23 protein-coding genes and 1 tRNA gene are annotated in these 21,090 nt (G+C 67.0%); 4 read left to right on the forward strand and 20 right to left on the reverse strand.

Going from position 1 to position 21,090, the window contains the following annotated elements:
• Positions 1–54 precede the first annotated feature (54 nt).
• The 6 genes from ACZ50J_RS15030 to ACZ50J_RS15055 all read right to left on the reverse strand — a co-directional run bounded on the left by ACZ50J_RS15030 (position 55) and on the right by ACZ50J_RS15055 (position 4,989).
• Positions 55–837 (reverse strand): alpha/beta hydrolase, encoded by a 783-nt coding sequence (locus ACZ50J_RS15030; protein WP_464297962.1) that lies wholly within the window; start codon positions 835–837, stop codon positions 55–57.
• Positions 838–876: 39 nt separating this feature from the next.
• Complete coding sequence (locus ACZ50J_RS15035) at positions 877–1,416, reverse strand: PadR family transcriptional regulator (RefSeq protein WP_464297963.1); 540 nt, start codon at positions 1,414–1,416, stop codon at positions 877–879.
• Positions 1,417–1,461: 45 nt separating this feature from the next.
• The gene (locus ACZ50J_RS15040; RefSeq protein WP_464297964.1) at positions 1,462–2,085 is read right to left on the reverse strand and encodes an alpha/beta hydrolase family protein; all 624 of its coding nucleotides are present in this window, start codon (positions 2,083–2,085) and stop codon (positions 1,462–1,464) included.
• A gap of 278 nt (positions 2,086–2,363) precedes the next feature.
• Positions 2,364–2,927, reverse strand: coding sequence for a dihydrofolate reductase family protein (locus ACZ50J_RS15045; RefSeq protein WP_464297965.1), 564 nt, complete (start codon positions 2,925–2,927; stop codon positions 2,364–2,366).
• 53 nt (positions 2,928–2,980) lie between these two features.
• Positions 2,981–4,597, reverse strand: coding sequence for a multicopper oxidase family protein (locus ACZ50J_RS15050; protein WP_464297966.1), 1,617 nt, complete (start codon positions 4,595–4,597; stop codon positions 2,981–2,983).
• The gene (locus ACZ50J_RS15055) at positions 4,564–4,989 is read right to left on the reverse strand and encodes a hypothetical protein (protein WP_464297967.1); all 426 of its coding nucleotides are present in this window, start codon (positions 4,987–4,989) and stop codon (positions 4,564–4,566) included. The genes ACZ50J_RS15050 and ACZ50J_RS15055 overlap by 34 nt, the downstream gene beginning before the upstream one ends.
• 65 nt (positions 4,990–5,054) lie before the next feature.
• On the opposite strand from ACZ50J_RS15055, the gene ACZ50J_RS15060 reads away from it, so the two are divergent.
• A complete protein-coding gene (locus ACZ50J_RS15060) occupies positions 5,055–5,474 on the forward strand; it encodes a MarR family winged helix-turn-helix transcriptional regulator (protein WP_464297968.1) in 420 nt (139 codons plus the stop codon).
• Between the two features lie 64 nt (positions 5,475–5,538).
• Here the strand turns inward: ACZ50J_RS15060 and ACZ50J_RS15065 are convergent.
• The 13 genes from ACZ50J_RS15065 to ACZ50J_RS15125 all read right to left on the reverse strand — a co-directional run bounded on the left by ACZ50J_RS15065 (position 5,539) and on the right by ACZ50J_RS15125 (position 15,040).
• Positions 5,539–5,614: transfer RNA gene (locus ACZ50J_RS15065), tRNA-Ala, on the reverse strand.
• 98 nt (positions 5,615–5,712) lie between these two features.
• Positions 5,713–6,489, reverse strand: a complete 777-nt coding sequence (locus ACZ50J_RS15070; protein ID WP_464297969.1) for a methyltransferase domain-containing protein — start codon at positions 6,487–6,489, stop codon at positions 5,713–5,715.
• 208 nt (positions 6,490–6,697) lie between these two features.
• On the reverse strand, positions 6,698–7,465 hold the full coding sequence (locus ACZ50J_RS15075; RefSeq protein WP_464297970.1) for a siderophore-interacting protein: 768 nt from the start codon (positions 7,463–7,465) through the stop codon (positions 6,698–6,700).
• 74 nt (positions 7,466–7,539) lie between these two features.
• Positions 7,540–8,037 (reverse strand): DUF4442 domain-containing protein, encoded by a 498-nt coding sequence (locus ACZ50J_RS15080; protein WP_464297971.1) that lies wholly within the window; start codon positions 8,035–8,037, stop codon positions 7,540–7,542.
• Positions 8,034–8,684 carry a histidine phosphatase family protein gene (locus ACZ50J_RS15085; protein ID WP_464297972.1) on the reverse strand — a complete coding sequence of 217 codons (651 nt, stop codon included), beginning with the start codon at positions 8,682–8,684 and terminating at the stop codon, positions 8,034–8,036. The genes ACZ50J_RS15080 and ACZ50J_RS15085 overlap by 4 nt, the downstream gene beginning before the upstream one ends.
• Positions 8,681–9,040 (reverse strand): ribosome silencing factor, encoded by a 360-nt coding sequence (gene rsfS / locus ACZ50J_RS15090; protein WP_464297973.1) that lies wholly within the window; start codon positions 9,038–9,040, stop codon positions 8,681–8,683. The genes ACZ50J_RS15085 and rsfS overlap by 4 nt, the downstream gene beginning before the upstream one ends.
• A complete protein-coding gene (gene nadD / locus ACZ50J_RS15095; RefSeq protein ID WP_464297974.1) occupies positions 9,037–9,633 on the reverse strand; it encodes a nicotinate-nucleotide adenylyltransferase in 597 nt (198 codons plus the stop codon). The genes rsfS and nadD overlap by 4 nt, the downstream gene beginning before the upstream one ends.
• 14 nt (positions 9,634–9,647) lie before the next feature.
• Positions 9,648–9,842: a hypothetical protein gene (locus tag ACZ50J_RS15100; protein ID WP_464297975.1), complete on the reverse strand. Its 195-nt coding sequence runs from the start codon at positions 9,840–9,842 to the stop codon at positions 9,648–9,650.
• Positions 9,843–9,911: 69 nt separating this feature from the next.
• The gene (locus tag ACZ50J_RS15105) at positions 9,912–10,769 is read right to left on the reverse strand and encodes a sugar phosphate isomerase/epimerase family protein (RefSeq protein WP_464297976.1); all 858 of its coding nucleotides are present in this window, start codon (positions 10,767–10,769) and stop codon (positions 9,912–9,914) included.
• Entirely contained in the window at positions 10,766–11,932 is a 1,167-nt protein-coding gene (locus ACZ50J_RS15110; RefSeq protein ID WP_464297977.1) for a DUF993 family protein, read from the reverse strand. Before ACZ50J_RS15110 ends, ACZ50J_RS15105 begins: the two co-directional genes overlap by 4 nt.
• Entirely contained in the window at positions 11,929–13,053 is a 1,125-nt protein-coding gene (locus ACZ50J_RS15115) for a Gfo/Idh/MocA family protein (RefSeq protein ID WP_464301357.1), read from the reverse strand. Before ACZ50J_RS15115 ends, ACZ50J_RS15110 begins: the two co-directional genes overlap by 4 nt.
• 122 nt (positions 13,054–13,175) lie before the next feature.
• Positions 13,176–13,970, reverse strand: coding sequence for a sugar phosphate isomerase/epimerase family protein (locus ACZ50J_RS15120; protein ID WP_464297978.1), 795 nt, complete (start codon positions 13,968–13,970; stop codon positions 13,176–13,178).
• Between the two features lie 29 nt (positions 13,971–13,999).
• Positions 14,000–15,040 carry a LacI family DNA-binding transcriptional regulator gene (locus tag ACZ50J_RS15125; RefSeq protein ID WP_464297979.1) on the reverse strand — a complete coding sequence of 347 codons (1,041 nt, stop codon included), beginning with the start codon at positions 15,038–15,040 and terminating at the stop codon, positions 14,000–14,002.
• A gap of 154 nt (positions 15,041–15,194) precedes the next feature.
• On the opposite strand from ACZ50J_RS15125, the gene ACZ50J_RS15130 reads away from it, so the two are divergent.
• On the forward strand, positions 15,195–16,568 hold the full coding sequence (locus ACZ50J_RS15130) for a right-handed parallel beta-helix repeat-containing protein (protein WP_464297980.1): 1,374 nt from the start codon (positions 15,195–15,197) through the stop codon (positions 16,566–16,568).
• Here the strand turns inward: ACZ50J_RS15130 and ACZ50J_RS15135 are convergent.
• Positions 16,546–18,372: a DUF2264 domain-containing protein gene (locus tag ACZ50J_RS15135; protein WP_464297981.1), complete on the reverse strand. Its 1,827-nt coding sequence runs from the start codon at positions 18,370–18,372 to the stop codon at positions 16,546–16,548. The genes ACZ50J_RS15130 and ACZ50J_RS15135 overlap by 23 nt on opposite strands.
• Before the next feature lie 78 nt (positions 18,373–18,450).
• Here ACZ50J_RS15135 and ACZ50J_RS15140 point away from each other — a divergent pair, with 78 nt between their 5' ends.
• On the forward strand, positions 18,451–19,575 hold the full coding sequence (locus tag ACZ50J_RS15140; RefSeq protein WP_464297982.1) for a substrate-binding domain-containing protein: 1,125 nt from the start codon (positions 18,451–18,453) through the stop codon (positions 19,573–19,575).
• Between the two features lie 123 nt (positions 19,576–19,698).
• Positions 19,699–21,018 (forward strand): ABC transporter substrate-binding protein, encoded by a 1,320-nt coding sequence (locus ACZ50J_RS15145; protein WP_464297983.1) that lies wholly within the window; start codon positions 19,699–19,701, stop codon positions 21,016–21,018.
• Positions 21,019–21,090: the final 72 nt, after the last annotated feature.

Here is a 21,090-nt window from a genome sequence, read left to right on the forward strand (position 1 = left end):
CTCGGGAGCCAGTATCGCGCATGACCGCCGACCCACGTCGGAGCGCGACAGCCGCTACTTGCCGTGTGCTACGAGGAAATCGGTCACCGTTCGGTGGACCCTTCCGTTGCTGAGCAACGCCGTGCCGTGGGCGGTGCCGGGGACGGTGAGCAGTTGTTTGGTCTTTGCCGGCGATGACTTGTAGTAGCCCGGGGTCGACTCGTCGGAGCCGTAGGGGTCGTCGGACGCGGTGACGTAGAGCGTCGGCGCACTCACGCGCTTGGCGTATGGCGCGACGTCGGTGCCCTGCAGCGCACTCTCCGCCGACAGGCTGACGACCGAATTCGGTTGCGGCCGTAACTTGCTCGCCGCGATCACGGAGGTCTTCGCGCCCTCGGACGCTCCCAGCACGGCGACCGTCCGAGCTCCGTGGGCGCGTTCCGACCGGACCACGGCCGAGAGATCATGCACCGGGTCGGTCGCGTAGTCGTACATCGCGATCGCGAAGCCGTCCCGTTCGAGCGTCCGGGCCAGTGGCAACCAGGAACAGAGATCCTCGTCGCTCTCCTCGGACAACACCACGACGTGCGCACTCCGGCCCAGCAGGACCACGCGCAGGGCCGTCGGTTCGGCGACGGTGCGCACCCTCGCGCCGGCACCCTTGAGGCACGGCCAGTTGGCGACGCCGATGCTCGGAGTCGCGGTGGGCGATGCGGTCGTGGTGGGCCCGGGGGTGGCGGGCGCGGACGTCGCCGACTGTGCACCGGTTGCTCCTGATCCGCACGCTGCGAGGCCGACCGTGAGTAGACCGGCGAGCACTGCGGTCGGCGCCCGCCACCGATATGTCGATATTGACATATTCGCACCGTAGCACCGGTGGCTGTCGGAATGCAGCGGTCAGCCGAGTTCGCCCAGCAGCCAGTCGAACCAGTCGACGACGGCGCGCTCGACGCTGCGTCCGCGCTGGACCGAAGCGGCATCCAGGAAGTCGGCGGACCCGGGCTCCAGTGGGCCCGCATCGGCGAACTCGGCCGCGAGCGCGTCATACCGTTCCAGCGTCGCGCGATGCTGCTCGCGCTGCTCGCGGAGTATGTCGCGCGCTCCGGCCGGGTCCGCGAGCCAGAGCGAGTAGATCTTCAGCAGTTCGACACTGCGCGATGGCTCCGGGGGCGTGCTGGATGCCGCCCACTGCGCGAGCGCGCGGCGACCGGCCGCACGGATGGAGTACCGCCGATTCTCGCGGGGACCCGGTCCGTGCTCCACCTTGCCGCCGATCAGTCCGGCATCCTCCAGCTTGGCCAGCTCGGGGTAGATCTGACTGTGCCGCGCAGTCCAGAAGAAGCCGACCGGTTCGCGCATCGCACGGGACAGTTCGTAGCCCGTTCGCGGACGGCGCGCGAGCAGGCCCAGCAGGGCGTAACCCAGAGTCGACGGCATCGCGCCAGCATAAGCGGGTGGAACTCCGATGGCGTGTCGCGCAAGTCAGCGCGAGGGATGCAGCACCCAGTGCGCGATCTCGCTCGCAAGCACACTCGGTCTCCCCGCCGGCGTCGTGAGCAGATCCCAGCCGTGCACACCCGGACTGCCCTTCTCGATGTCCAGCCGCCGCACCCGGGACCGGACCGCGTTGTAGAACCTGCGGGTCGCGGCGACCGACACGTACTCGTCACCCGGGGCGACGGCGAAGTATGCCGGGACCGTGACGCGCCGCGCGAGCTGGAGATCGTTTGCGCCCGTGTCGTTCTCGTCGCCGGAGATGTCGACAAGGCTGTTCGCGCCGTGGACCGTGGCTGCCGCCTCGAGTGCGTCGAGGCCGCCGCTGGACGCACCGACCAGGGCGACCGTGCGCGCACCGTGGGCCCGGGCCCAGTCGACGGCGGGCTGCGTCTCGCGGCGGATGTCGTGACTGTCGGCCGCGCTCTTGCACGCCGTCTCGCCATACCCGCACCGGTCGACGAGCAGGACCTGCACGTGATCGTGTCCGGCCAGCCACTGCGCGTAGGTCGCGAAGCCGCACATGCCCTGTCCACCCGTCTCATGGAGGAAGACCACGGCTGTCCGACCCGTGCCCGCGACCGCGCCCTGCAGCGACCCGCCGTCCGCCATAGGTAGCCGGACAGCTCGAGCAGCTGGAACCTCCGGACACGGAACTTCTTTCACAGCAGCTGTTTTCGTCGCCGCATCGGCCGCCGGTCGCGTTGTGGCAATGGGAGTCGAGGCGGACGTGGTACCACCCGATGCGGACGACGAGCACCCACCCATGAGGCTGCCCGCCAGCAGCGCAGCGACGCCGGCGCACGCCGACCTGGCCATCAGCCGATGACCGTATGTCACTTTTGTCATAGCTCCACTATGCCGCACGAGAAACGGTGTCCGCGAGACGATCAGGGCGTATACCGCAGCGCGACGATCCCGCTGGCGAACCGGTCGACCCCGGCGAGCGTGAGCGATGGCGCATCTTCCATGCTTTCGAACAGCGGCTGCACCGTCGCCGGAGCTGCCACCGGAGCCAGCCAGAAGTGGTATTCGTCGACAAGCCGTTGCTGCAACAGCAGAGCGTCCAACGGCCCGGTGCCGAATTTCAGCAGACCACCCGGCAGGTCACTCTTCAGCCGCCGGACCGCCTCGGCGACGTCGCCGTTCGACGGCAACTCGAGTCGCTGCGCGTTCCAACCGAATTCGGTCAGCGTCGTGGTGACGACATACTTCGGAATCGCATTCATCCGGCGCACGAACTCGCCGAAGACGCCCTTCGCGTGCTCCTCCATCGCGGGGTATGCCGAGGAAAGCCCCTCGTAGGTCTTACGGCCGAGCAACAGTGCCTCCGCCGCGCGCAGCAGGTCCCACGAGTACTCCTTGTGCTGATCGTCGAGGTACGGGAACGCCCAATCGATGGCCCCGACCTCTCCTCCCAGGGATACGTGTGTTGCCTCGACGAGCCGCCCCATGATGTGCCTCACTTTCCTTGAAAATGCTTGCTGTCATTACTGATTGAGCCGAGTCACACCAGTCGGAACGTCGCCATCATGCCCATGTCCTCATGCTCGAGGTTGTGACAGTGCAGCACGTACCGACCGGGATATTCACCGAAGGTGATCGCCACCCGGATCCGTTCCGCCGGGCGCAGGTCCAGCACGTCCTTGAGTCCGTGGTCGAATTCGCCGGGGCCATTCAGGCCACGGTTGAGGACGCGCATCGACGCCAGGTGCACGTGGATCGGGTGATGGAAGTCCGAGACGAACTCCCAGATCTCGGTGCTTCCTGCCCGCGGGCTGATCAGCGCCTCGGTGGGACTGAACGTCTCGCCGTTGATGGTCCAGCCATGTCCGCCACTACGACGAAAGACGAAGGAACGCGTCCGGGCGGATCGTGCCGGATCCGGCACCGGCGGATGGGACAACCGAATCGGGACTCGGCTGTCGTCGTGAGCCTTTCGTGCGATGCGGAACTGCATTACCTGCTCCATCCGACCAGTGCCGAACCCGTTGCGCAAGGTGATCCGCTCCCCCGGACGGCAGGCCGAGAAGTCGACGACTACGTCGTAACGCTGCGCGGGTGCGATCTCGATCGCCGCATGCCCAAGGGGTGCGTCGAGCAGTCCGCCGTCCGTCCCGACCTGGATGAACGGCGCCTGACCCAACCGCGGGTCGAGGGTCAGGCGATAGCGACGAGCGTTGCTGGCATTGAGGATTCGGAATCGATAGCGAGCTGCATCCACCTCGAGGAACGGCCACGGTCGACCGTTGACGAGCGCGACGTCGCCGAGCACACCGGCGGCATACGCGGCACGCACGCCCGGCCGGATCAGCGACGGATAGCTACTGGGATAGATGAGTTCGCCGTCCCCGCCGAACGAACGGTCGGCGATCATCAGCGGTATGTCGCGCTCGCCCGCAGGCAGCTCGAGCGCCTCCTCCTCCGCATCATGGACGATGAACATGCCGGCCAACCCCCGCCATACGCTCGGTGCGGTGAAGTCCATCCGGTGGTCGTGGTACCAGAGCATGGCGGCGCGCTGCTGCAACGGGTAGGTGTAGTCGCGGCTGGTCTGCACCACGGATGCATGCGGATCGTTCCCGCCCATGCCGTCCATCGACATCGACGCGGCCATCGAGTTGCGAGCGGCGGTCGACGGACTCGGCAGCAGCAAGTCGGTCGGGAATCCGTCACTCGCAGAAGGGGTTTGGCCGGCGTGCAGGTGGGTGACGGTCGGCACCGGCAACAGATTGGTATGCCGCACCACGACGGGTCGGCCACTGCGCGCGTGGATGGTGGAGCCGGGAAACGTCCCGTCATACCCCCAGATCGCGGTGCGCACGCCGGGCAGCACCTCGACCTCCGCCTGGCGCTGGGTGAGCTCGTAGTGGTCCGCCCCGGGAACCGAACCGCGGTTCGGCGTCAGCACCCTGGGGATCTCCAACGGCACCTGGAACGCAGCCGGCAGCGGGCGCCCGCTGCGCAACAGCGTGGCGCTGGACGCCTCTCCGCCGGAACGCAACCCGAGGCCGAACGGTACACCGACCACCGCAGCCGCGGCGCCGCCGCCGGCGACCAACGCCTGCCGGCGACTGATCCGCGCCGCCATCAGGCGCCCACCGATGCGGGCCGGTAACGCCACGCCCACACCGCGAGGTACGACGCCGCGACGATGATCGAGACCCCGAGCGGGATGTGGATCGCGATGACCCGCATGAAGCCGAGCAGAATCTGCACGCCGATCAGCGCGAACAACCCGAACGTCGCGGCGATGGGCCACCACGGCCCCTTCCCGGGCCAGCGGATGAAGATCGCCATCAGTCCGGACACCACGATCATGATCCCGGCGTACGTCGCGTTCTCCCGGTGCGTCAGCAGGGCGCCGTACCGGCCGTCGAGGAACTGGCCGGCGAAGACCGCCTGATTGAACAGCATGAGCGCCCCCAACGTCACCGCCACGCGGTAGGGCCAGATCGTCCACCCCGGCACGGTCGACTCCGCCGCGTCCGGTGCGACGTCGAGTTCGGTCGACATCCGCCATCCCCAATCGTTCCTGATGAGATCGTTTCACTTGAAACGGTAACGATAGGATGGTGCCCATGGCAAGCGACTACCCGATCCGACTCGGCATGCTGCTGCGACAGGCGCATCGACGCGCCGCGGTCGCCGCCGATGAGGCGCTGTCCGAATTCGGTGTGAGCGGAAGGCATCTCGGCGTTCTGACCGCGCTGCGAGATGGGCCACTGAGCCAGCAGGAGCTCGTCACGGCGCTGCGCTCCGACAAGGCTTCGATGGTGCGTAGCGTCGACCACCTGGAGAACTTGGGCTACGTCCAGCGAGCGCCCGTGCGCGAGGACCGACGGTTGCATGCGGTGTCGCTGACAGCCCGCGGCCGCACCGTCCTGCACGACGCCATCGACGCCGCTCGCGCGATGGCGGAGGAACTCACCTCCGGCTTCACCCCGGCCGAGCGAGAGACGTTCGTGGAGTTGCTGGGCAAGTTCGTCGGCGAGCACTGAGGTCTACGCACTCGGAGCACCAAACGTGAAAGAGCCCGGCCGATCGGCCGGGCTCTTTCACGTTTGGTGGAGCATAGGGGATTCGAACCCCTGACCTCTTCCATGCCATGGAAGCGCGCTACCAACTGCGCCAATGCCCCGTGAAGGGTGTCGATCCGGAGAACCGGCGACCGACATACTGTAGCCAGCGAGGGTCGACTGCACCAAATCGGGGGCTGCCGATGCAGCCGATCGGTGTTCAAGCAGTCTTTTTCTTCGGCGGCAACGGTTCCGCGGGAGCCAGGTGTTGCGCACCGAAGTAGTCGGCGACCTTCTCCATCGTGTGCTGCGACTTGCTGAAGATGACGTAGCGCTTGCGACGCGGCGTGGCCCCACCCGGATACCGGAAGTCGAGGTGGTAGCCGAACGCTTGGGCGATCCGCCGCAGCGACTCCGGCGAGTAGTAGGCCGTGTGGTCCGGGAAGTAGATGTAGCGGTCCTCGTTGAGGTCCCCGCCATCGGTGATGTTCGTGCCGCACACGACGACGCCGTCGCGCTTGACCAGCCTGAGCAACTTGTCGAAATCGCTCCACGGGTCGCGGAAGTGCTCGATCACCTCGCAGGCGATCACGATCGAGAACTGGCGCTGCGGAGGCTCGTTGGCGTCGATGAACTCGGCGTCGTCACGGACCTTCATGATGTCGCCGATGGCGACTTGGCTGACTCCGGGCAGCTTCTCCATGTGGTGGTTGTCGAGGCTGCGGCCAGGGCCGTAGACGAGGATGTCCACGTCCTGTTGCTTCAGGATGTCCACTGCCATCTGCGCCATGAAGAACTCGCGACCCTTCTTGGTCGGCGTCCCGGCTCGAGCAGCGCCCGGCAGGCTCTTGAAGTCCTTCAGGTCGGAGTAGTGGCTCCGCTCCTCCTTCGGACAGCGCACGAAACCGCACTGCGGGCACATCCGCACGTCGCAGCTGAGCTTCGGATCCCGGAAGTAGGTGACCCTGCGCTCGGTGAGTCCAGACGCGCCGCACACGAGGCAGCGTTCACCCTGCCGTCGGCGCCGAGGTCCTCCAGGCAGTCGCCTGCGCGCGGCGGCGACGTAACGCGGTCGCGACGCCGGATCCATCAATCCCCGGGCGATCCGCGTCCCACGGATCCTTGACGACCTCAACTTGCGAGCGGTCGAACCAATCATCCGAACGAGGCTAACAAGCTGGGCGTTCCCTGTGTGGTGTCTGCATTCAGCCGATCGAAGCTACGGCGTCCTCCGCGGCGAGATCACGCTTCCAGGTGCGGAAGGCCTCCTCGGTCCGACCGTGCCGCCAATAGCCGGAGATCGACGCCAGAGCGGCCGGTACGCCGCGCTCCTTGCGCAGGTACGGACGCAACTGCCGCATGGTGACCTCGGCCTCGCCGTGCGCGAAGACCTGCACGACACCCTCCGGCCACGGCGCGGCCAGCACCGCATCGCGCAACTGCGAATGGTCGTCCCCGACGCGTCGCACCCAATGCACGGCGAAGCCGTCGGGAAGGGGCAGCGCGAGCTCGTCGGCTGCGTCACCGGTCTCGGCATACACGACGCCGCGGGCACCCTCGGGCATGGCACGCAGGGCGGCGCCGATCGCCGGCAGGGCGGTCTCGTCGCCGATCAGCAGGTGGAAGTCGGCGTCGGGGTTCGGCGAGTAGCCACCGCCTGGTCCCATCATCGGCAGGAGGTCGCCGGGTGTGGCTCGTGCGGCCCACGGTCCGGCGACACCCTCGTCCCCATGTATGACGAAATCGATTGCGAACCGGCGGTTTTCGTCGTCCACCTGTTGGATCGTGTAGGTGCGCCGAATCGCGGCTTCGTCGCCCGGCTGCAGGAAGACGAGCTTCACGTAGGCGTCGGTGTGACCACGCGCGGCGATGGCGTCGAACCCGCCGCCGGTGAACCAGACGCGGGTGAGGTGCGGGGTGATCGTCTCGGTCGAAACGACGTACAGGTCATGGGGCGCGCGAGGGCCGGGCATTCGAACAACTCCTGATCACTTAGGTATGCCTAAATTATCAGGGCCTCGATACACTCCTCCGCTTCGCTCCCCCGCTACTCGACCCGCGTCCTTTTGCGGACGTAGACCTGGCGTCGCACGTGTGCCACCACGGTGCCGTCGTCGAGGGTCAGGTCGGTCTCGAACCAGTGCAGCACCTTCTGTCCGGACTCTGCCTCGGCGCGGATCTGCTCGGCGACCTCACGCGGCACCTCGAAGCGACCGTGCACCGTCGAGATACCGGGGCTGAGGTAGTCGATCTCGGCCTTCGTGTCCCACACGTAATAGCCCTTGCCGAGCTGGTTCCAGAGCAGCAGCGCGAAGAACGCGTCCGACATGGAGCCGATCGATCCACCGAACGCGGTGCCCTGCTGGTTGCGGTTGAGTCGGTTGAGTCGCAACTCGGTCCGGCACACGGTCCAGTCGTCGGAGAACTCCCGCACGCGGATCCCGGCGCCGAGCAACGGCGGGTAGAGAGACATCACCCGCGCGAGCCAACGCGGCGCGATGGTGGGGCGGCCACCGAACTTGGAGGACTTCTTGGCGTCGCTCATCGGGACATCGCTCCTGCCATCACGGTTGCGGGTTGTCGGACGTTCCAGCCGGCGATCTGCCAGCCGCCGGCGCGCTCCACCAGGAGCGCCCAGTGACAGTTCGTCATGCCGTGGAGGGCGTGGAACGCGATCTGCTGCGGTATGCCGGCCAGCGCCGCGCACAGGATGCGCGCGGCGAACCCGTGCGTCGCGATCGCGGCGGTCTCCCCCGCCGGCAGACCCTCGATCAGCTCACCGACTCCGGCCAGCACCCGATCGGCGACCTCGCCGACCGTCTCACCGGTCCCGCCGCGGCGCAGGTCCTCCCCGGCATTGATCCGGTCCAGCAGCTCGCCCTGTGTCGCGCGAATCTCCGGAGTTGTCAGGCCCGCCCAGTTGCCGACGTCGATCTCGCGGAACCGCCGATCGGACGTCACCGTCCGGCCGGTCACGTCCGCGAGCGCCCGCGCCGTGTCAGCCGCGCGACTCAGGTCAGAGGCGAGGATCCGCGAAACGTCGTATGTCGCAAGGGATTTCGCGGCTGTCGTCGCCTGCTCACGGCCGATGTCGGAGAGCGGCGCATCGAACTGCCCTTGCCAGCGGCCGGTGGCGTTGTACTCGGTCTCACCGTGCCGCCATACGACCAAGCGCCGGGGCGCGGCGCTCACTGCGTCAGGTCGATGGTCGGGCAATCGCGCCAGAGCCGCTCGAGGGCGTAGAACTCGCGCTCTTCCTCGTGCAGCACGTGCACCACGATGTCGCCGAAATCGATGAGCACCCAACGGCCTTCGCGGCCACCGCCCTCACGACGGATCGGCTTGCTGCCCAGCTCGCGCAGGCGGTCCTCGACCGCGTCCACGATGGAATTGACCTGGCGTTCGGTCTCACCGGAGGCAACGACGAAGACGTCGGTCAGCGCCAACTGGTCGCTGACGTCGATCGCGACGACCGAGGTCGCCAGCTTGTCCTCCGCCGCGGCGGCTGCGGCCTTGGCCAAATCGATGGCCCGTGCGGTCGCGGTCACCCTTCTGCCTCCTTCATCACGCCGGCTTCCGGCTTGTAGAGCTGATACTTCCCGATGTATTGGACGACGCCGTCCGGCACGAGATACCAGACCGGCTCATCGTCGACGACCCGCTGGCGACAGTCGGTGGAACTGATCGCCATCGCGGGCACTTCCATCAACTGCACGTGCTCCGGTGGCAGTCCCTTGTCGGAGAGCACGTGACCGGGCCGGGTGACGCCGATGAAGTGCGCGAGCGACCACATCTGATCGACCCCGTGCCAGGAGAGGATCTGCGCGAGCGCGTCGGCGCCGGTGATGAAGAACAGCTCCGCGTCCGGGCGCTGCTTGCGCAGGTCGGTCAGCGTGTCGAGCGTGTAGGTGGGTCCGGGCCGGTCGATGTCGACCCGGCTGACGGTGAACCGCGGGTTGGACGCCGTCGCGATGACCGTCATGAGATAGCGGTGCTCGGCCGAGGTGACCCCGCGGCCTTCCTTCTGCCAGGGCTGCCCGGTCGGCACGAAGACGACCTCGTCCAGATCGAGTCGGGCCTGGACCTCACTGGCCGCAACCAGGTGGCCGTGGTGAATGGGGTCGAACGTGCCGCCCATCACCCCCAGCCGAACGGTCAGTGCTCCTTCTCCCCTTTGGCACCGTCGCGCAGGTTGGCGGCAGTGTTGCGGAACGTCCACAGGATGCCGAGCAACAGCAGGAACACACAGAAGGCGATGCCGCCATACATCCAGTGCGGCATCGGCAGGTGGTTCTCCTCCAGCTTCGGCACGCTGGAATCCGTCGCGTATTTCACCAGGGACGAGGTCATGCGGTCAGCTTATCGGGTATGACGATCGGGGTTTCACCGGCAACGCGATAGGCCCTGGTGGCATCCCGGTCACAGGTCGGGCGCGATCAACTCGTCGAAGCGCGTCGCGACCCGTTCGGCGACCTGCGCGAATGACGTCTCCCATGTCTCCTGGTTGAAGATCTCGACCTCGATGTCTCCGGTGTACCCCGCGGCCATCACGGCGCGCGTCAGTGGACCGAAGTCGATCGAGCCGTCCCCCATGAGCCCCCGGCCGAGCAGGTTGTCGGCCGGGATTGGCACCAGCCAGTCGCACACCTGGTAGCTCGCAATCCGACCCTCCGCACCGGCCAGAGCGATCTGCCGTGTGACTTCCGGGTCCCACCACACGTGGTAGGTGTCGACGACTACGCCAACGCTCGGCCCGGCGGCCCGGGCAACCGCCAACGCCTGTGCGAGTGTGGAGATGACGGCCCGGTCAGCGGCGAAGATCGGGTGCAGCGGCTCCACCGCCAGGGTCACGCCGCACGAGGCGGCATACGGCTCCAGCGCTCCGATGACGTCGACGACCCGCTGTCGAGCCCCGGCGAGGTCCTTCGACCCTCGCGGCATACCTCCCGCAACCAGGACCAGGACGGCTCGTGAGCCGTCCGCTCCCGCATCGGCGAGGGCCGCGGTCTCGTCGATCGCCCGGCGGTTGTCGACCAGTGCGTCGTCTTGCGCGCGTCCGGGTTCGGCGGTGAAGAAGCCGCCTCGGCACAGGCTGGAGACACGCAAGCCGGATTCCCGGACCAATTCGACCGCGCGGCTCAGTCCTACCGCGGCAACGGGCTCCCGCCACAGCCCGATGCTCTGATACCCCTGAGTGGTTGACTCCGCGATCGCCTGTTCCAAGGAGGCGTACTTGATCGTCGCCTGGTTGAGCGAGAGTCGCGGGTGCGGTGTCACCGGGTCACTCCGTTCAGTCCGAGCAACGCATGCCAGCGGCCGGCCGCCAGCTGTGGGTCCTCCAGCGCCCCAGCGCTGTTGGCCAGACGTACGATCTCCGAGAGATGCGGCAGGCTGCGCGCGGAGTGCAGCCCACCGACCATCGTCGGCGACGCCTGGTGCCCGTTCAGCCAGCTCAGGAACGCCACGCCGGTCTTGTAGTAGAAGGTCGGTGCAGCGAAGATGTGCCGGGACAATTCTTCGGAGGGCCGCAGAATCTGTTCGTAGCCGTCGCTGTCCCCGGCATCCAGCGCTCGGATCGCCCGAGCAGCCAGAGGCGCGATCGCGGCGAAGGCGCCGAGGAGCGCGTGCGAGAAGTGGCCGGGTTGTTCGGTGCCGTCACCGCGGATCAGGTCGACGTAGTGGAAGTCGTCACCGGTGAACATCGACGCCGATCGCGGCAGCCGGCAACGCACGTCGATCTCGGCATCGGCGTTCAGCAGGCTCATCTTGACGCCCGCGACCTTGTCGGGATGCGCTTCGACAATTCGGATCAGAGTGTCGGCCGCCTCGTCGCCGGCGCCGAAGTAGCCGCGCAGCACCGGATCGAACGCCTCACCCAACCAGTGCAGGATCACCGGGGCCCCGGCGCGCTCAAGCACCGCGCCATATACCCGCTCGTAGTCGGCAGACGACTGTGCGGCACGCGCGAGATGGCGCGAAGCCATGAGCACAACGCCGGCGCCGGCGTCTTCGGTGAATTCCAGTTGCCGCAAGTACGCGTCGGTCACCGAGCTCAGGGAGACCACCTCCTGGTCCACGTCGTCGGTGTTCACACCGGCCACGATCGACCCGCCGACCGACCGCGCCGCGGCGGCACTGCGCCGGATCAGCTCGCGGGTCGCCGCCGAGTCGAGTCCCATATTGCGCTGAGCTGTGTCCATCGCATCCGCGACGCCGAGCCCGTGGGACCACAAGTGCCGGCGGAAGGCGATCGTGGCATCCCAATCGATCTCGGCCGGTGCACCGGGCGTGTTCTGCCCGTGCACCTCGGGTATGACGTGGGCTGCGGCATACGCCACCCGCGACCGGAGGGAATCGGCGGCGACCGGGATCGGAGACTGCTCGAGCAGGCGTTCGCTATGTGTTCGCCCGTCGGCGCCGAGCAGCAGCAGTTCGCTCATAGAGTGACCTCCGGGATCTCGACCCGGCGCTCCGCGCGAGCGCTCTCCAAGCCCTTCTCGGCCAACAGCACCCCGCGCGCTCCGGCGAGGAAGTCGTAGGGGAACGGCGAGTCCTCGGCGACGTGGCGGATGAACTCCTCCCATTGGACCTTGAAGCCGTTCTCGAAGACCTCGTTGTCGGGCACTTCGTGCCAGTCGCCGGCGTAGTCGTGGCCGTCCAGGACGTCGGGGTTCCAGGTGGGACGCGGGGTCGCAGTGCGGTGTTGGACCTTGCAACCCCACAGCCCCACAACGGCGCTGCCGTGTGTGCCGTCGACCTGGAACTCCACCAGTTCGTCCCTGTTGACCCGGGTCACCCAGCTGGAGTTGAGCTGTGCTGTCACTCCCCCGGCCAGCTCGAAGATCGCGTAGGCGGCGTCGTCGGCGGTCGCGCGGTAGGACTCGCCGCGCTCGTCCACCCGCTCCGGAATCTCTGTGGTGGTACGCGCGTACACGGACTCGACTCTCCCGAAAAGGTTTTCGAGCAGATAGTTCCAGTGCGGGAACATGTCGACGACAATTCCTCCCCCGTCCTCGGACCGGTAGTTCCAGCTGGGTCGCTGCGCAGGAATCCCGTCGCCTTCGAAGACCCAGTAGCCGAACTCGCCGCGGACGGAGAGGATCTCGCCGAAGAAGCCCGAGTCGATGAGTCGACGCAACTTGCGCAATCCCGGCAGGTAGAGCTTGTCGTGCACGACGCCGTTCTTGATTCCGGCCCCGTCCGCCAGTCTGGCGAGCTCCAGCGCATCGGCGTAGCTCTCGGCGGTCGGCTTCTCCGTATAGATCGCTTTGCCCGCCGCAATCGCCTTGCGAATGGCCGGAACTCGCGCACTGGTGACGAGGAAATCGGCGTACACCTGCCATCGGTCGTCGGCGAGCGCGGCGTCCAGGTCCGTCGTGTAATGCTCGATGTTGTGCCGCTTCGCGATCTCGGCCAGCTTCGCCTCGGTCCGACCGACCAGGAGCGGCTCGACGGTGACTCGGCTGCCGTCGGAGAGCAGCACCCCACCCTGGTCACGGATAGCCAGGATCGAGCGCACCAAATGCTGGCGATAGCCCATGCGCCCGGAGGCGCCGTTCATGATGATGCCGAGAGGCTTGGTCGACACGAGTGCTCACTTCCGATGTGATGATGAGCGCTGGAAAGCGCTTTCCGAACGCAAAGATTAGGCCCATCGACCCCACGGGGCAAGGGCATGCCGAATCAAGCAGGCGACACGGCTCTGCGATACCACGCGAGCGCAGGCTCGAGCGCCTCCGGCAGGTCGGCGATCTCCGGGTGCCAAAGCTTCTCCCACTCCAGCGACCACCAGCGATCTGCGCGGTCCGGCAGTTGTGCCGCTATGCGGTCAAGCGGCACTCGTCCGTCGCCGACCTTGCGCAGGACGCCGTCGTCGTCGGCGTCCTTGATCTGCACGTATGCCAGCCACGGGCCGATCGCTTGCAACGTCGACTCCGGCGTCTCTCCGGCCCGCCACGGATGCAGGGCGTCCCAGACCACCTCCACCTCGTGGGCCGGGCTCTGCTGGTCGAGCATGTGGAGGATGCCGGAGATGTCGCTTCCCCGCGGGTGAGAATCGTGTGTTTCCAGGCATATTCGAACACCGAGCGATTTTGCAGTCGCCACACACTCGCTGAGTCTGCGCACCGCTCGAGCATCACCTTCGAGGTCATCGGCGTCCGACCCGGGAAAGGTGCGCACGTAGCTCGCCCCCAGGTCTGCAGCCAGCCGCAGGTGGTCTACCGCATCGCGCACGAACGCGCCGTCGTCCCCCGGGTCGCACACCCGCAGATAGCTCGCGACGGTCAGCACTCGCATCCCCGCCGCCTCGAACGCGGTGCGCAGGCGGGCGCGCTCGGCGTCATCGAGGCCGACGTGGACGCCTGCATCGGGTGCGGCGCGCAACTCGAGTCCGCTGACGCCGGTGGAGGTGGCGAGCTCGAGCACCTCCTGCATCGAGCGATCCGGACAACCGAGAGTCGAGAAGGCGAACGGCATGTGGACTGGTCTCCTTTGATGAACGGGCTTCAGGAAGATCTGGTGGGTGTGCTCTCGCGCAACACGACCGAACCGAGTACCGGCTCGACGGTCGTCTGCGGGCCATCCCCGAGCGCAACCTCCAGGAGACGACGGCCCATGTCCCGCAGGGGCAACGAGACCGTCGTCAGTCCCGGTGTCACGTCCTGCAGCATCTCGATGTCGTCATACCCCGCGACGGCGACGTCTCGCCCCGGCTGCAACCCGGCCGCCCGGATCGCCGCCATCGCCCCGACCGCCATGACGTCGGTGACGGCGAAGACGACCTCAGGTCGTGATCCCCCTTCGAGAACGGTTGTCATCGCTGTGAATCCGCCTTCTCGGGACAGCGGTCCAGCAACCTGCAGCTCGCGCGAGACGGGTAGTTCTGCGCGCAGCATCCCGGCCAGGAAACCGGATGCGCGCTCGGTCGCCGTCAGCAACTCGGCCGGCCCGGTCAGCACTGCGGCCCTTCGGTAACCGAGGGCGACCATCTGTTCGGCCAGCGCTTCAGCGCTGGCGCCATGGTCCACCGGCACCCCGTCGAACCCGTCGGGCGCGCGACCGAGGTACGCGACGCGACCGCCATACGCGCGAACCCGGGACAATTCGGTGGCGACCCGGTCGTCCGCGGCCCGGTCGACGTGCCGGCTGACCGTCATCAGTACGGCGAGCGGCCGGCCCCCGCGCAGCACCGAGAGTGACGCGACCACCCGGTCCGGATCGCCGGCCGCGGATGCCATGGTCACAACCAGTCCCCGTTCCGCGGCTGCGGCGGTGACACCCGAGGCCACCTGCGCGAAATAGGGGTCGGCGATGTCTCCGACCACGATGCCGACGGTGCGGGTCGCACCCCGTGCGACGGCCTGCGCCTGTTGGTTGGCCGTGTAGCCCAGCTCCGCCGCCGCCGCGAGCACGCGGTCGCGCAACTCTGGGCGCACGACTCGCTCACTCCCGTTGAGCGCGCGTGACGCGGTCGCCAGCGAGACCCCCGCAGCCGCCGCGACATCGGACAGCTTCACCGATCCGCCCATCGCGCGTTCGTTGTCCACGAGACGTCACACTACGTCCTGGCCGGGCCGTGAATCACGTGTGCAGAACTGTTCATTTCCTTGACCGATACGCCGAATCGCCCCAAGACTCACGGCATTTCCCGGCCACACGTCCGGCGCGAGAGCGTCTGCGGCCCACGACGAAGGAGTCAAGGTGAACAGATTCACGATGTCCGGACGGTTGTGTCCAAAAGGCTGGTTCGTCCTTCCGATCGTCGCGGCTGCAGCACTCGGGTTCTGCGGAACCGTGACGGCAGCCCCCGCCGCTCATGCGTCGCCGACCCGTCACTACGTCGACTGTGGCGCGACCGGCGGCACCGGTGACGGTTCGGCGTCATCGCCGTGGTCGACGCTGGCAGCGGTCAACGAACGCACCTTCGAGCCGGGAGATGTCCTGGCCTTCGCTGCTGGATCGACCTGCAAGGGCACGCTCAGCCCCCGAGGCAGCGGCAGCGCGACCGCCCCCATCACCGTCACGCGGTATGGCACAGGCTCGCTGCCCGTCATCGACGGGAACGGCGCAGCCGACGCTCTCACCCTGACCGATCAGGATCACTGGACGATAAGGGACATCGAGGTCATCAACCCGGGGACCCAGGACAACATCACCGCCCGGACCGGGATCCACGTGACCGCTGATGACGGGGCGGCGCACCACGGCATTCACATCACCCATGTGGCGGTCGATCGCACGGCCGGGTCGGGGGTCAAGAGCACCGGCGGAACCTACAGCGCTGGAATCGAATTCGGCTGTACCGGGGACAACACGACGATCAACGACAGCGATGTCACCGACAGCACGATCAGCGACACCGGTGGTGGCGGCATCAAACTGCGGGTCGGTTCGTCGCCGACCGTGACCGCCCCACACGGACGACACGTCAAGGCCACCCACAACACACTCAAGGACGTTGGCGGCGACGGAATCATCATCGAGTTCGCGGTGTCCCCGCTGATCGAGCACAACACCGCCGATCGTCTCGGCTACGGCGCCTACCCCTGGACCGGTGGCAACTTCGCCGGCATGTGGTTCGCCACCGACATCGGCACGTCCGTCGCGCAGTACAACACCGTCCGCAACTCCAAAATCACGTACGACAGCGAGGGATTCGACTGCGATGGTGGGATGGTGGGCACCTGTCTCATCCAGCACAACCGCACTGTCAACAACAACGGTTTGTTCCTGGACTGCAACGGATGTTTCGACGGTGGCAAGGCGCGCGACGTCGTCCGCTACAACGTCGCGATCAACGACTGCAATGTTCATATCGCGGAGAGCAGCAGTTCCCCGAACGCCGTCTACGGCAACGTCTTCTACTGCCCCGGCCGCAAGGCGTCGTTCTACCAACCCGGGGCAACCGATGCGACTGTTGACTTCGAGCACAATGTGGTCGTGGCGGCTCCCGGATCGACCATGCCGAGCGGACCGGTGTTCACCTACCGCGACAACATCTGGAAGGGAGTCACTCCTCCCCCCGCCGGCGATGCCGTGTCCTCTCCAGGAGTCACCCCGGCAGAGCGGCACTGAGCTGTCCGTCGGGAAGATTCACCTGGACAGCCGAGCCGTCGGAGCTGGCAGTCGCCGTGATGGCGTCGACGCACGACAGCACCTCCGGATCACCGGAGAGCACGGCGAGGGTGGCGTACACCGCGCGCGTTCCGTCATACGCACGCTCGATCCACGGAACCAACGTCTCGCCCAACGGACTCGCGCCGTGCACCGACGTCTCATCGACCTCGGCATCGTCCAGGAGAGGCACTATCCGACTGACCATCGAGCCGTCCGCCGGCGCGGCGTAACCCGACTCGTAGACGGATCGGGTTGCTGCCACGGCAGATTCGACCAGGTGCAGGCGCAGTTCGTAGGGCCCCCGCACAGCCGATGCCGAGGTGATGGTCCAGTCTGCAGCTGCCTCGTCGTCGTCCCACACCGGATGATGCATGCTCGCGACCACCCCGTCCGGCTGCGGCAACACTCGGTGGATCCGGGTGCGCCGTGAGAGTCGGCCCACCTCGTCGCGCACCGCAACGTGCGAATCGACCGTGCCCGTGCCGTAGAGCGGCGTGGTGTGACTGGAGTAGGCGAATCGGGAGTATGCCGGGTCGTCACCCGGCTCGAGCGACGGCTGGTGATCGCTGCCGTGGTTCAGCAGCCGGACGACACCGTCCATCGAGGTCGACGAAAGCACGAAGCCGGGAGCACGCAGCGTCCGCACCGCGTCGGACGTTTCCACCGGCGACGCAGCCTCGGTTTGGGCCCAGACCGGGCTGTCCGCGGGGAGCAGCAGTCCGAGAAAACCCTTCGAGGCCCAGTAGGGCGAGGCCGGACCGGAGTAGGGCTGCACCATCGGCGGAAAGTCGTCGAACCAGCCCAGCGTCAGCAGCCCGGCATCGTTGAAGGCACCGCCGTCGACGAAGTGGCGAAGACTCCCACTGGCTACTCGGCGGACGGCGCCCGGTGACACCGGGCTCACGTCCAGCAGCTCACCCAGCCACAACGGCGCCGTGGCCGCGCAGCGGTAGATCAACGATCGACCCTGAAAGACAGGCGCGCCGTCTGCGCCGAAGAAGTAGATGTAATCCTGGAGGAACCGCCGCAGCCGTTCCCGGTATGTCGCCAGCCGTTCCGCGGCCAGCTCCGGCAGCCGATCCTGCGCCATCCGTGCCCAAAGGATCGGATAGAGGTGCATCGCCCAGCCGCAGTAGTAGTCGAAGTTGTCGCCGCTGCCGTCGCGATACCAGCCGTCTCCGACATACCAGTCTTCGATGCGGGCGAGTCCTGCCTCGATGTCGTTGTCGCAGAACGGCATTCCAACGGACGCGAGGAATTCCTGGACCACCACTCGGAATAGCACCCAGTTGTTGTCCGGCGTCTCGACACCCGCGGCACCGGACAGCCACCGCCCGACGCGAGAACGATCGCCGTTGCTCAGTTCGTCCCACAACCAGGGCCTGGTCAGGTGGAGACCGATCGCGATCGAGGCTGCCTCGACCAGCGGTTGGCCGCGGTCCTCGATCGCCGGCCAAACCTCCGCCGAGAGCGGGTCGGTGCCGGCCACCAGGCCACGCCCGTAGGACGACATCAGGCCAGCAGGATCGTCTCCGCCCTCACCGGCGACGCGGAAGCAGGCGAGCAGGAAGGTCCGGGCGAAGCCCTCCAACCCGTCCGACACAGGTCCTGACCAGCTCGGTCGACCCGGTAGCGAGAGCCGGGCACCGCCGCTCGATGCGAACGGGAGAACCGCGGCCAACTGTGCGTCGGCGAATGCGAGCCAGTGCGCGCGGGTGTATCCGGTCAGCGGGCTGAGCGCCCGGTCCTGCGGGGGCATCATGTGCGATTCCTGTCGTGGACGGTTCGTCGCCGGCGAGTCTATGATCCAGAATGTTCGTTCAGTAGCAAATGAACATCAATGCACATCGAGGAGATCGTGGGACGCATGCTGCCCTCTGAGCGACGCGAGCAGATCCTGCGCGAACTCGAACTGCGCGGCAGCGTGACCGTGGCAGAGTTCGCCGATCGCACCGGCGTGTCCGGCATGACACTGCGACGCGATCTTGCTGCCCTGGAGGGCAGGGGTCTCTTGCGCAGGGTCCACGGCGGCGCGATCTCCGCCAACCAGACGGCCGCCCGCGGCGCGAGCTCGGAGCGACGCACCAGCCGGCCCCTCGCGACCATCGGCATGGTCGTGCCAAGCGCGTCGTACTACTACCCCGAGGTCATCCGAGGAGCGAAGGACGCGGTGCGGTCACTCGGCTGTCGGCTCATCCTCGCGGTCTCGGGGTACGTGGCCACCGAGGAGCTGCGCCAGGTCGACCGGTTGCTCGCCATCGGCGTCGACGGTCTCCTCGTCACTCCGAGCGATCCACTGATCGAAGGGACGGCGATCCACACCCGACTCACTGAAGCACGAATCCCCGTGGTGATCCTCGAGCGATCGATCGACGAAGGCATGGCCGCGCAGCGTCTGGAGTCCGTCCGCAGCGACCACGCCTACGGCGCCGAGTTGGCTGTCCGGCACCTCGCGGAGCTCGGCCATCGCGCGGTTGCCCTGGCGGTACAGGCCAATCCGACCGCGCCGTCAGTGCGGTCCGGGCACTCCCGTGCCATCGACCGACTCGACCTCGACCGAGCACGCTCGTTCTGCTGCGAGATCGAGCGCCAAGGCGACGACCTGACCACATGGCACGCAAGCATCGAACACTTCCTCGACCGAATGCTGCAGGCGGAGGTTCGCGCGGCACTCGTGCTGACCGACGTCGATGCGATGCGATTGATCGACGCCGCCGCCGAACGCGGCATCGGCGTGCCGCAGGACCTGGCGGTGGTCGCATACGACGACGAAGTCGCCTCTCTGGCGCAGGTGCCGTTGACCGCCGTCGCACCCGCGAAGTACGACCTCGGCCACCTCGCGACGACCAGTTGCTTCGAGCGCATCAGTGAGCCGGTCGGCGTGCACGGTCGGGCCTTCAGCCGCACCAGCCTGCTACCCGAGCTCAAGGTGCGTAAATCCACCATGTCCCGTCAAGGACGCTGAGCACCCGATCTCCGATGTGATGTTCAGATATGTTCATTTGAGCATGTTTTTCTTGACACCTGAACACGGCTCTCGTTTCGATGTGTCGCACACCACACGGTGCACACCCCGAAGGAGTAACACATGGCCAAGCGTTCGATCCCGGCGGTCGTGTCCGTCATCGCAGGAGCTGCCCTGGCGTTGACCGGATGCAGCGGCTCCGGTTCCGGTCCGGCCGTCCCCACCGGCGGGACCGGCTCCGGGGGCACGGCTGTCGACATCACGTTCTGGTCGGCCATCGGCGGCATGGACGCCGTGACCGCCAAGTTCAACGCGACCCACCAGAACATCCACGTGAGCTTCACCGCCATACCCAATGGCGGGGGTGGTGGTTATGCCAAGCTGGCCACGGCCATCAAGGCAGGCAACGGTCCGGATGTCGCCGGTTTCGAGTACCCGCAGCTTCCCGAGTTCGCGGCGGCCGGCCAGCTCCAGTCGCTGACCAAGCACCTCGACAAGGCGTCGTTCGGCAAATATCCCGAGTCGGCGCGCAATCTGGTGACCTTCGGGGGTCAGACGTATGGCGTGCCGTACGACTCGGCCCCGATGATCGCCTACTACCGACAGGACCAGCTCAAGGCGGTCGGCGTCGACAAGGCGCCCGCCACGTGGAAGGAGTTCGAGGTTGCCGGTAAGAAGCTGAAGGCCAAGGGCAAATACATCGCCAGCTTCAATCCGAACGACCCCGCTTCCTTCGTCGGGCTCGCCTGGGCAGCCGGCGCACGGTGGTTCCAGCCGAAGGATGACGCGTGGCAGGTCAACTTCACCGACTCGCAGGCCGAACAGGTCGCCGCACGCGTCCAGCGATTCATCAATGAGGGAATCGTCAAGGTGGAGCCCTCGTTCAGCGACCAGTGGAATTCCGACCTGGCGCACTCCAAGGTGGTCGGCGTGTTCGGCGCGAGCTGGAGCGCCACCGGTATCCAGAAGGCCACCGAGAGCGGCAAGCAGAAGGGCGACTGGATCGCTGCACCTGTCCCGACGACAGCAGGCACTCCATCCGGCGCCTACTACGGCGGCACCGCCTGGGCAGTCACCAAGAGCTCCAAGCACGTCGATGCTGCTTCGGAATTCGCACAATGGCTCGGCGAGAATCCCGAGGCGATCAAGGCACGCGGCGATGCGGGCTCGGCATACCTCGCCTACCCCGGGATGACCGCCGTGGCGAAGAAGGTCTTCGATGCCGGCTACTTCGCCAACGACATCTACTCCGTCTTCGACACGGCATACAGGTCGGTCACTCCGGACTGGCAGTGGGGCCCGGACTGGGACATCAGCAACACCGCACTCATGGATGCGTTCGGCAAGGTCGGATCGGGAACGACGATCTCCTCGGCCTTGTCCGCTGCGCAGCAGCGCACCCTCACGGGCCTGAAGCAGAAGGGCTTCTCGATCGCCAAGTGACACCATCTCCCGTGCCCGGTGGAGTGGCCGCGCCCGCGAGGTGCGACCACTCCACCGGCACCAGAACCACCG

Source organism: Flexivirga sp. G2, from assembly GCF_055397625.1.

Bases quoted from the DNA above. Each gene is read 5' to 3' on its own strand.
- ACZ50J_RS15060 (WP_464297968.1), top strand. From the start codon at position 5,055: ATGGCAAGCGACTACCCGATCCGACTCGGCATGCTGCTGCGACAGGCG.
- ACZ50J_RS15040 (WP_464297964.1), bottom strand. From the start codon at position 2,085: ATGGCGGACGGCGGGTCGCTGCAGGGCGCGGTCGCGGGCACGGGTCGG.
- ACZ50J_RS15145 (WP_464297983.1), top strand. From the start codon at position 19,699: ATGGCCAAGCGTTCGATCCCGGCGGTCGTGTCCGTCATCGCAGGAGCT.
- ACZ50J_RS15140 (WP_464297982.1), top strand. From the start codon at position 18,451: ATGCACATCGAGGAGATCGTGGGACGCATGCTGCCCTCTGAGCGACGC.
- ACZ50J_RS15100 (WP_464297975.1), bottom strand. From the start codon at position 9,842: ATGACCTCGTCCCTGGTGAAATACGCGACGGATTCCAGCGTGCCGAAG.
- ACZ50J_RS15030 (WP_464297962.1), bottom strand. From the start codon at position 837: ATGTCAATATCGACATATCGGTGGCGGGCGCCGACCGCAGTGCTCGCC.
- ACZ50J_RS15055 (WP_464297967.1), bottom strand. From the start codon at position 4,989: ATGTCGACCGAACTCGACGTCGCACCGGACGCGGCGGAGTCGACCGTG.
- ACZ50J_RS15115 (WP_464301357.1), bottom strand. From the start codon at position 13,053: ATGAACGGCGCCTCCGGGCGCATGGGCTATCGCCAGCATTTGGTGCGC.
- ACZ50J_RS15110 (WP_464297977.1), bottom strand. From the start codon at position 11,932: ATGAGCGAACTGCTGCTGCTCGGCGCCGACGGGCGAACACATAGCGAA.
- ACZ50J_RS15080 (WP_464297971.1), bottom strand. From the start codon at position 8,037: ATGAGCGACGCCAAGAAGTCCTCCAAGTTCGGTGGCCGCCCCACCATC.
- ACZ50J_RS15120 (WP_464297978.1), bottom strand. From the start codon at position 13,970: ATGCCGTTCGCCTTCTCGACTCTCGGTTGTCCGGATCGCTCGATGCAG.
- ACZ50J_RS15035 (WP_464297963.1), bottom strand. From the start codon at position 1,416: ATGCCGTCGACTCTGGGTTACGCCCTGCTGGGCCTGCTCGCGCGCCGT.
- ACZ50J_RS15075 (WP_464297970.1), bottom strand. From the start codon at position 7,465: ATGCCCGGCCCTCGCGCGCCCCATGACCTGTACGTCGTTTCGACCGAG.
- ACZ50J_RS15045 (WP_464297965.1), bottom strand. From the start codon at position 2,927: ATGGGGCGGCTCGTCGAGGCAACACACGTATCCCTGGGAGGAGAGGTC.
- ACZ50J_RS15135 (WP_464297981.1), bottom strand. From the start codon at position 18,372: ATGATGCCCCCGCAGGACCGGGCGCTCAGCCCGCTGACCGGATACACC.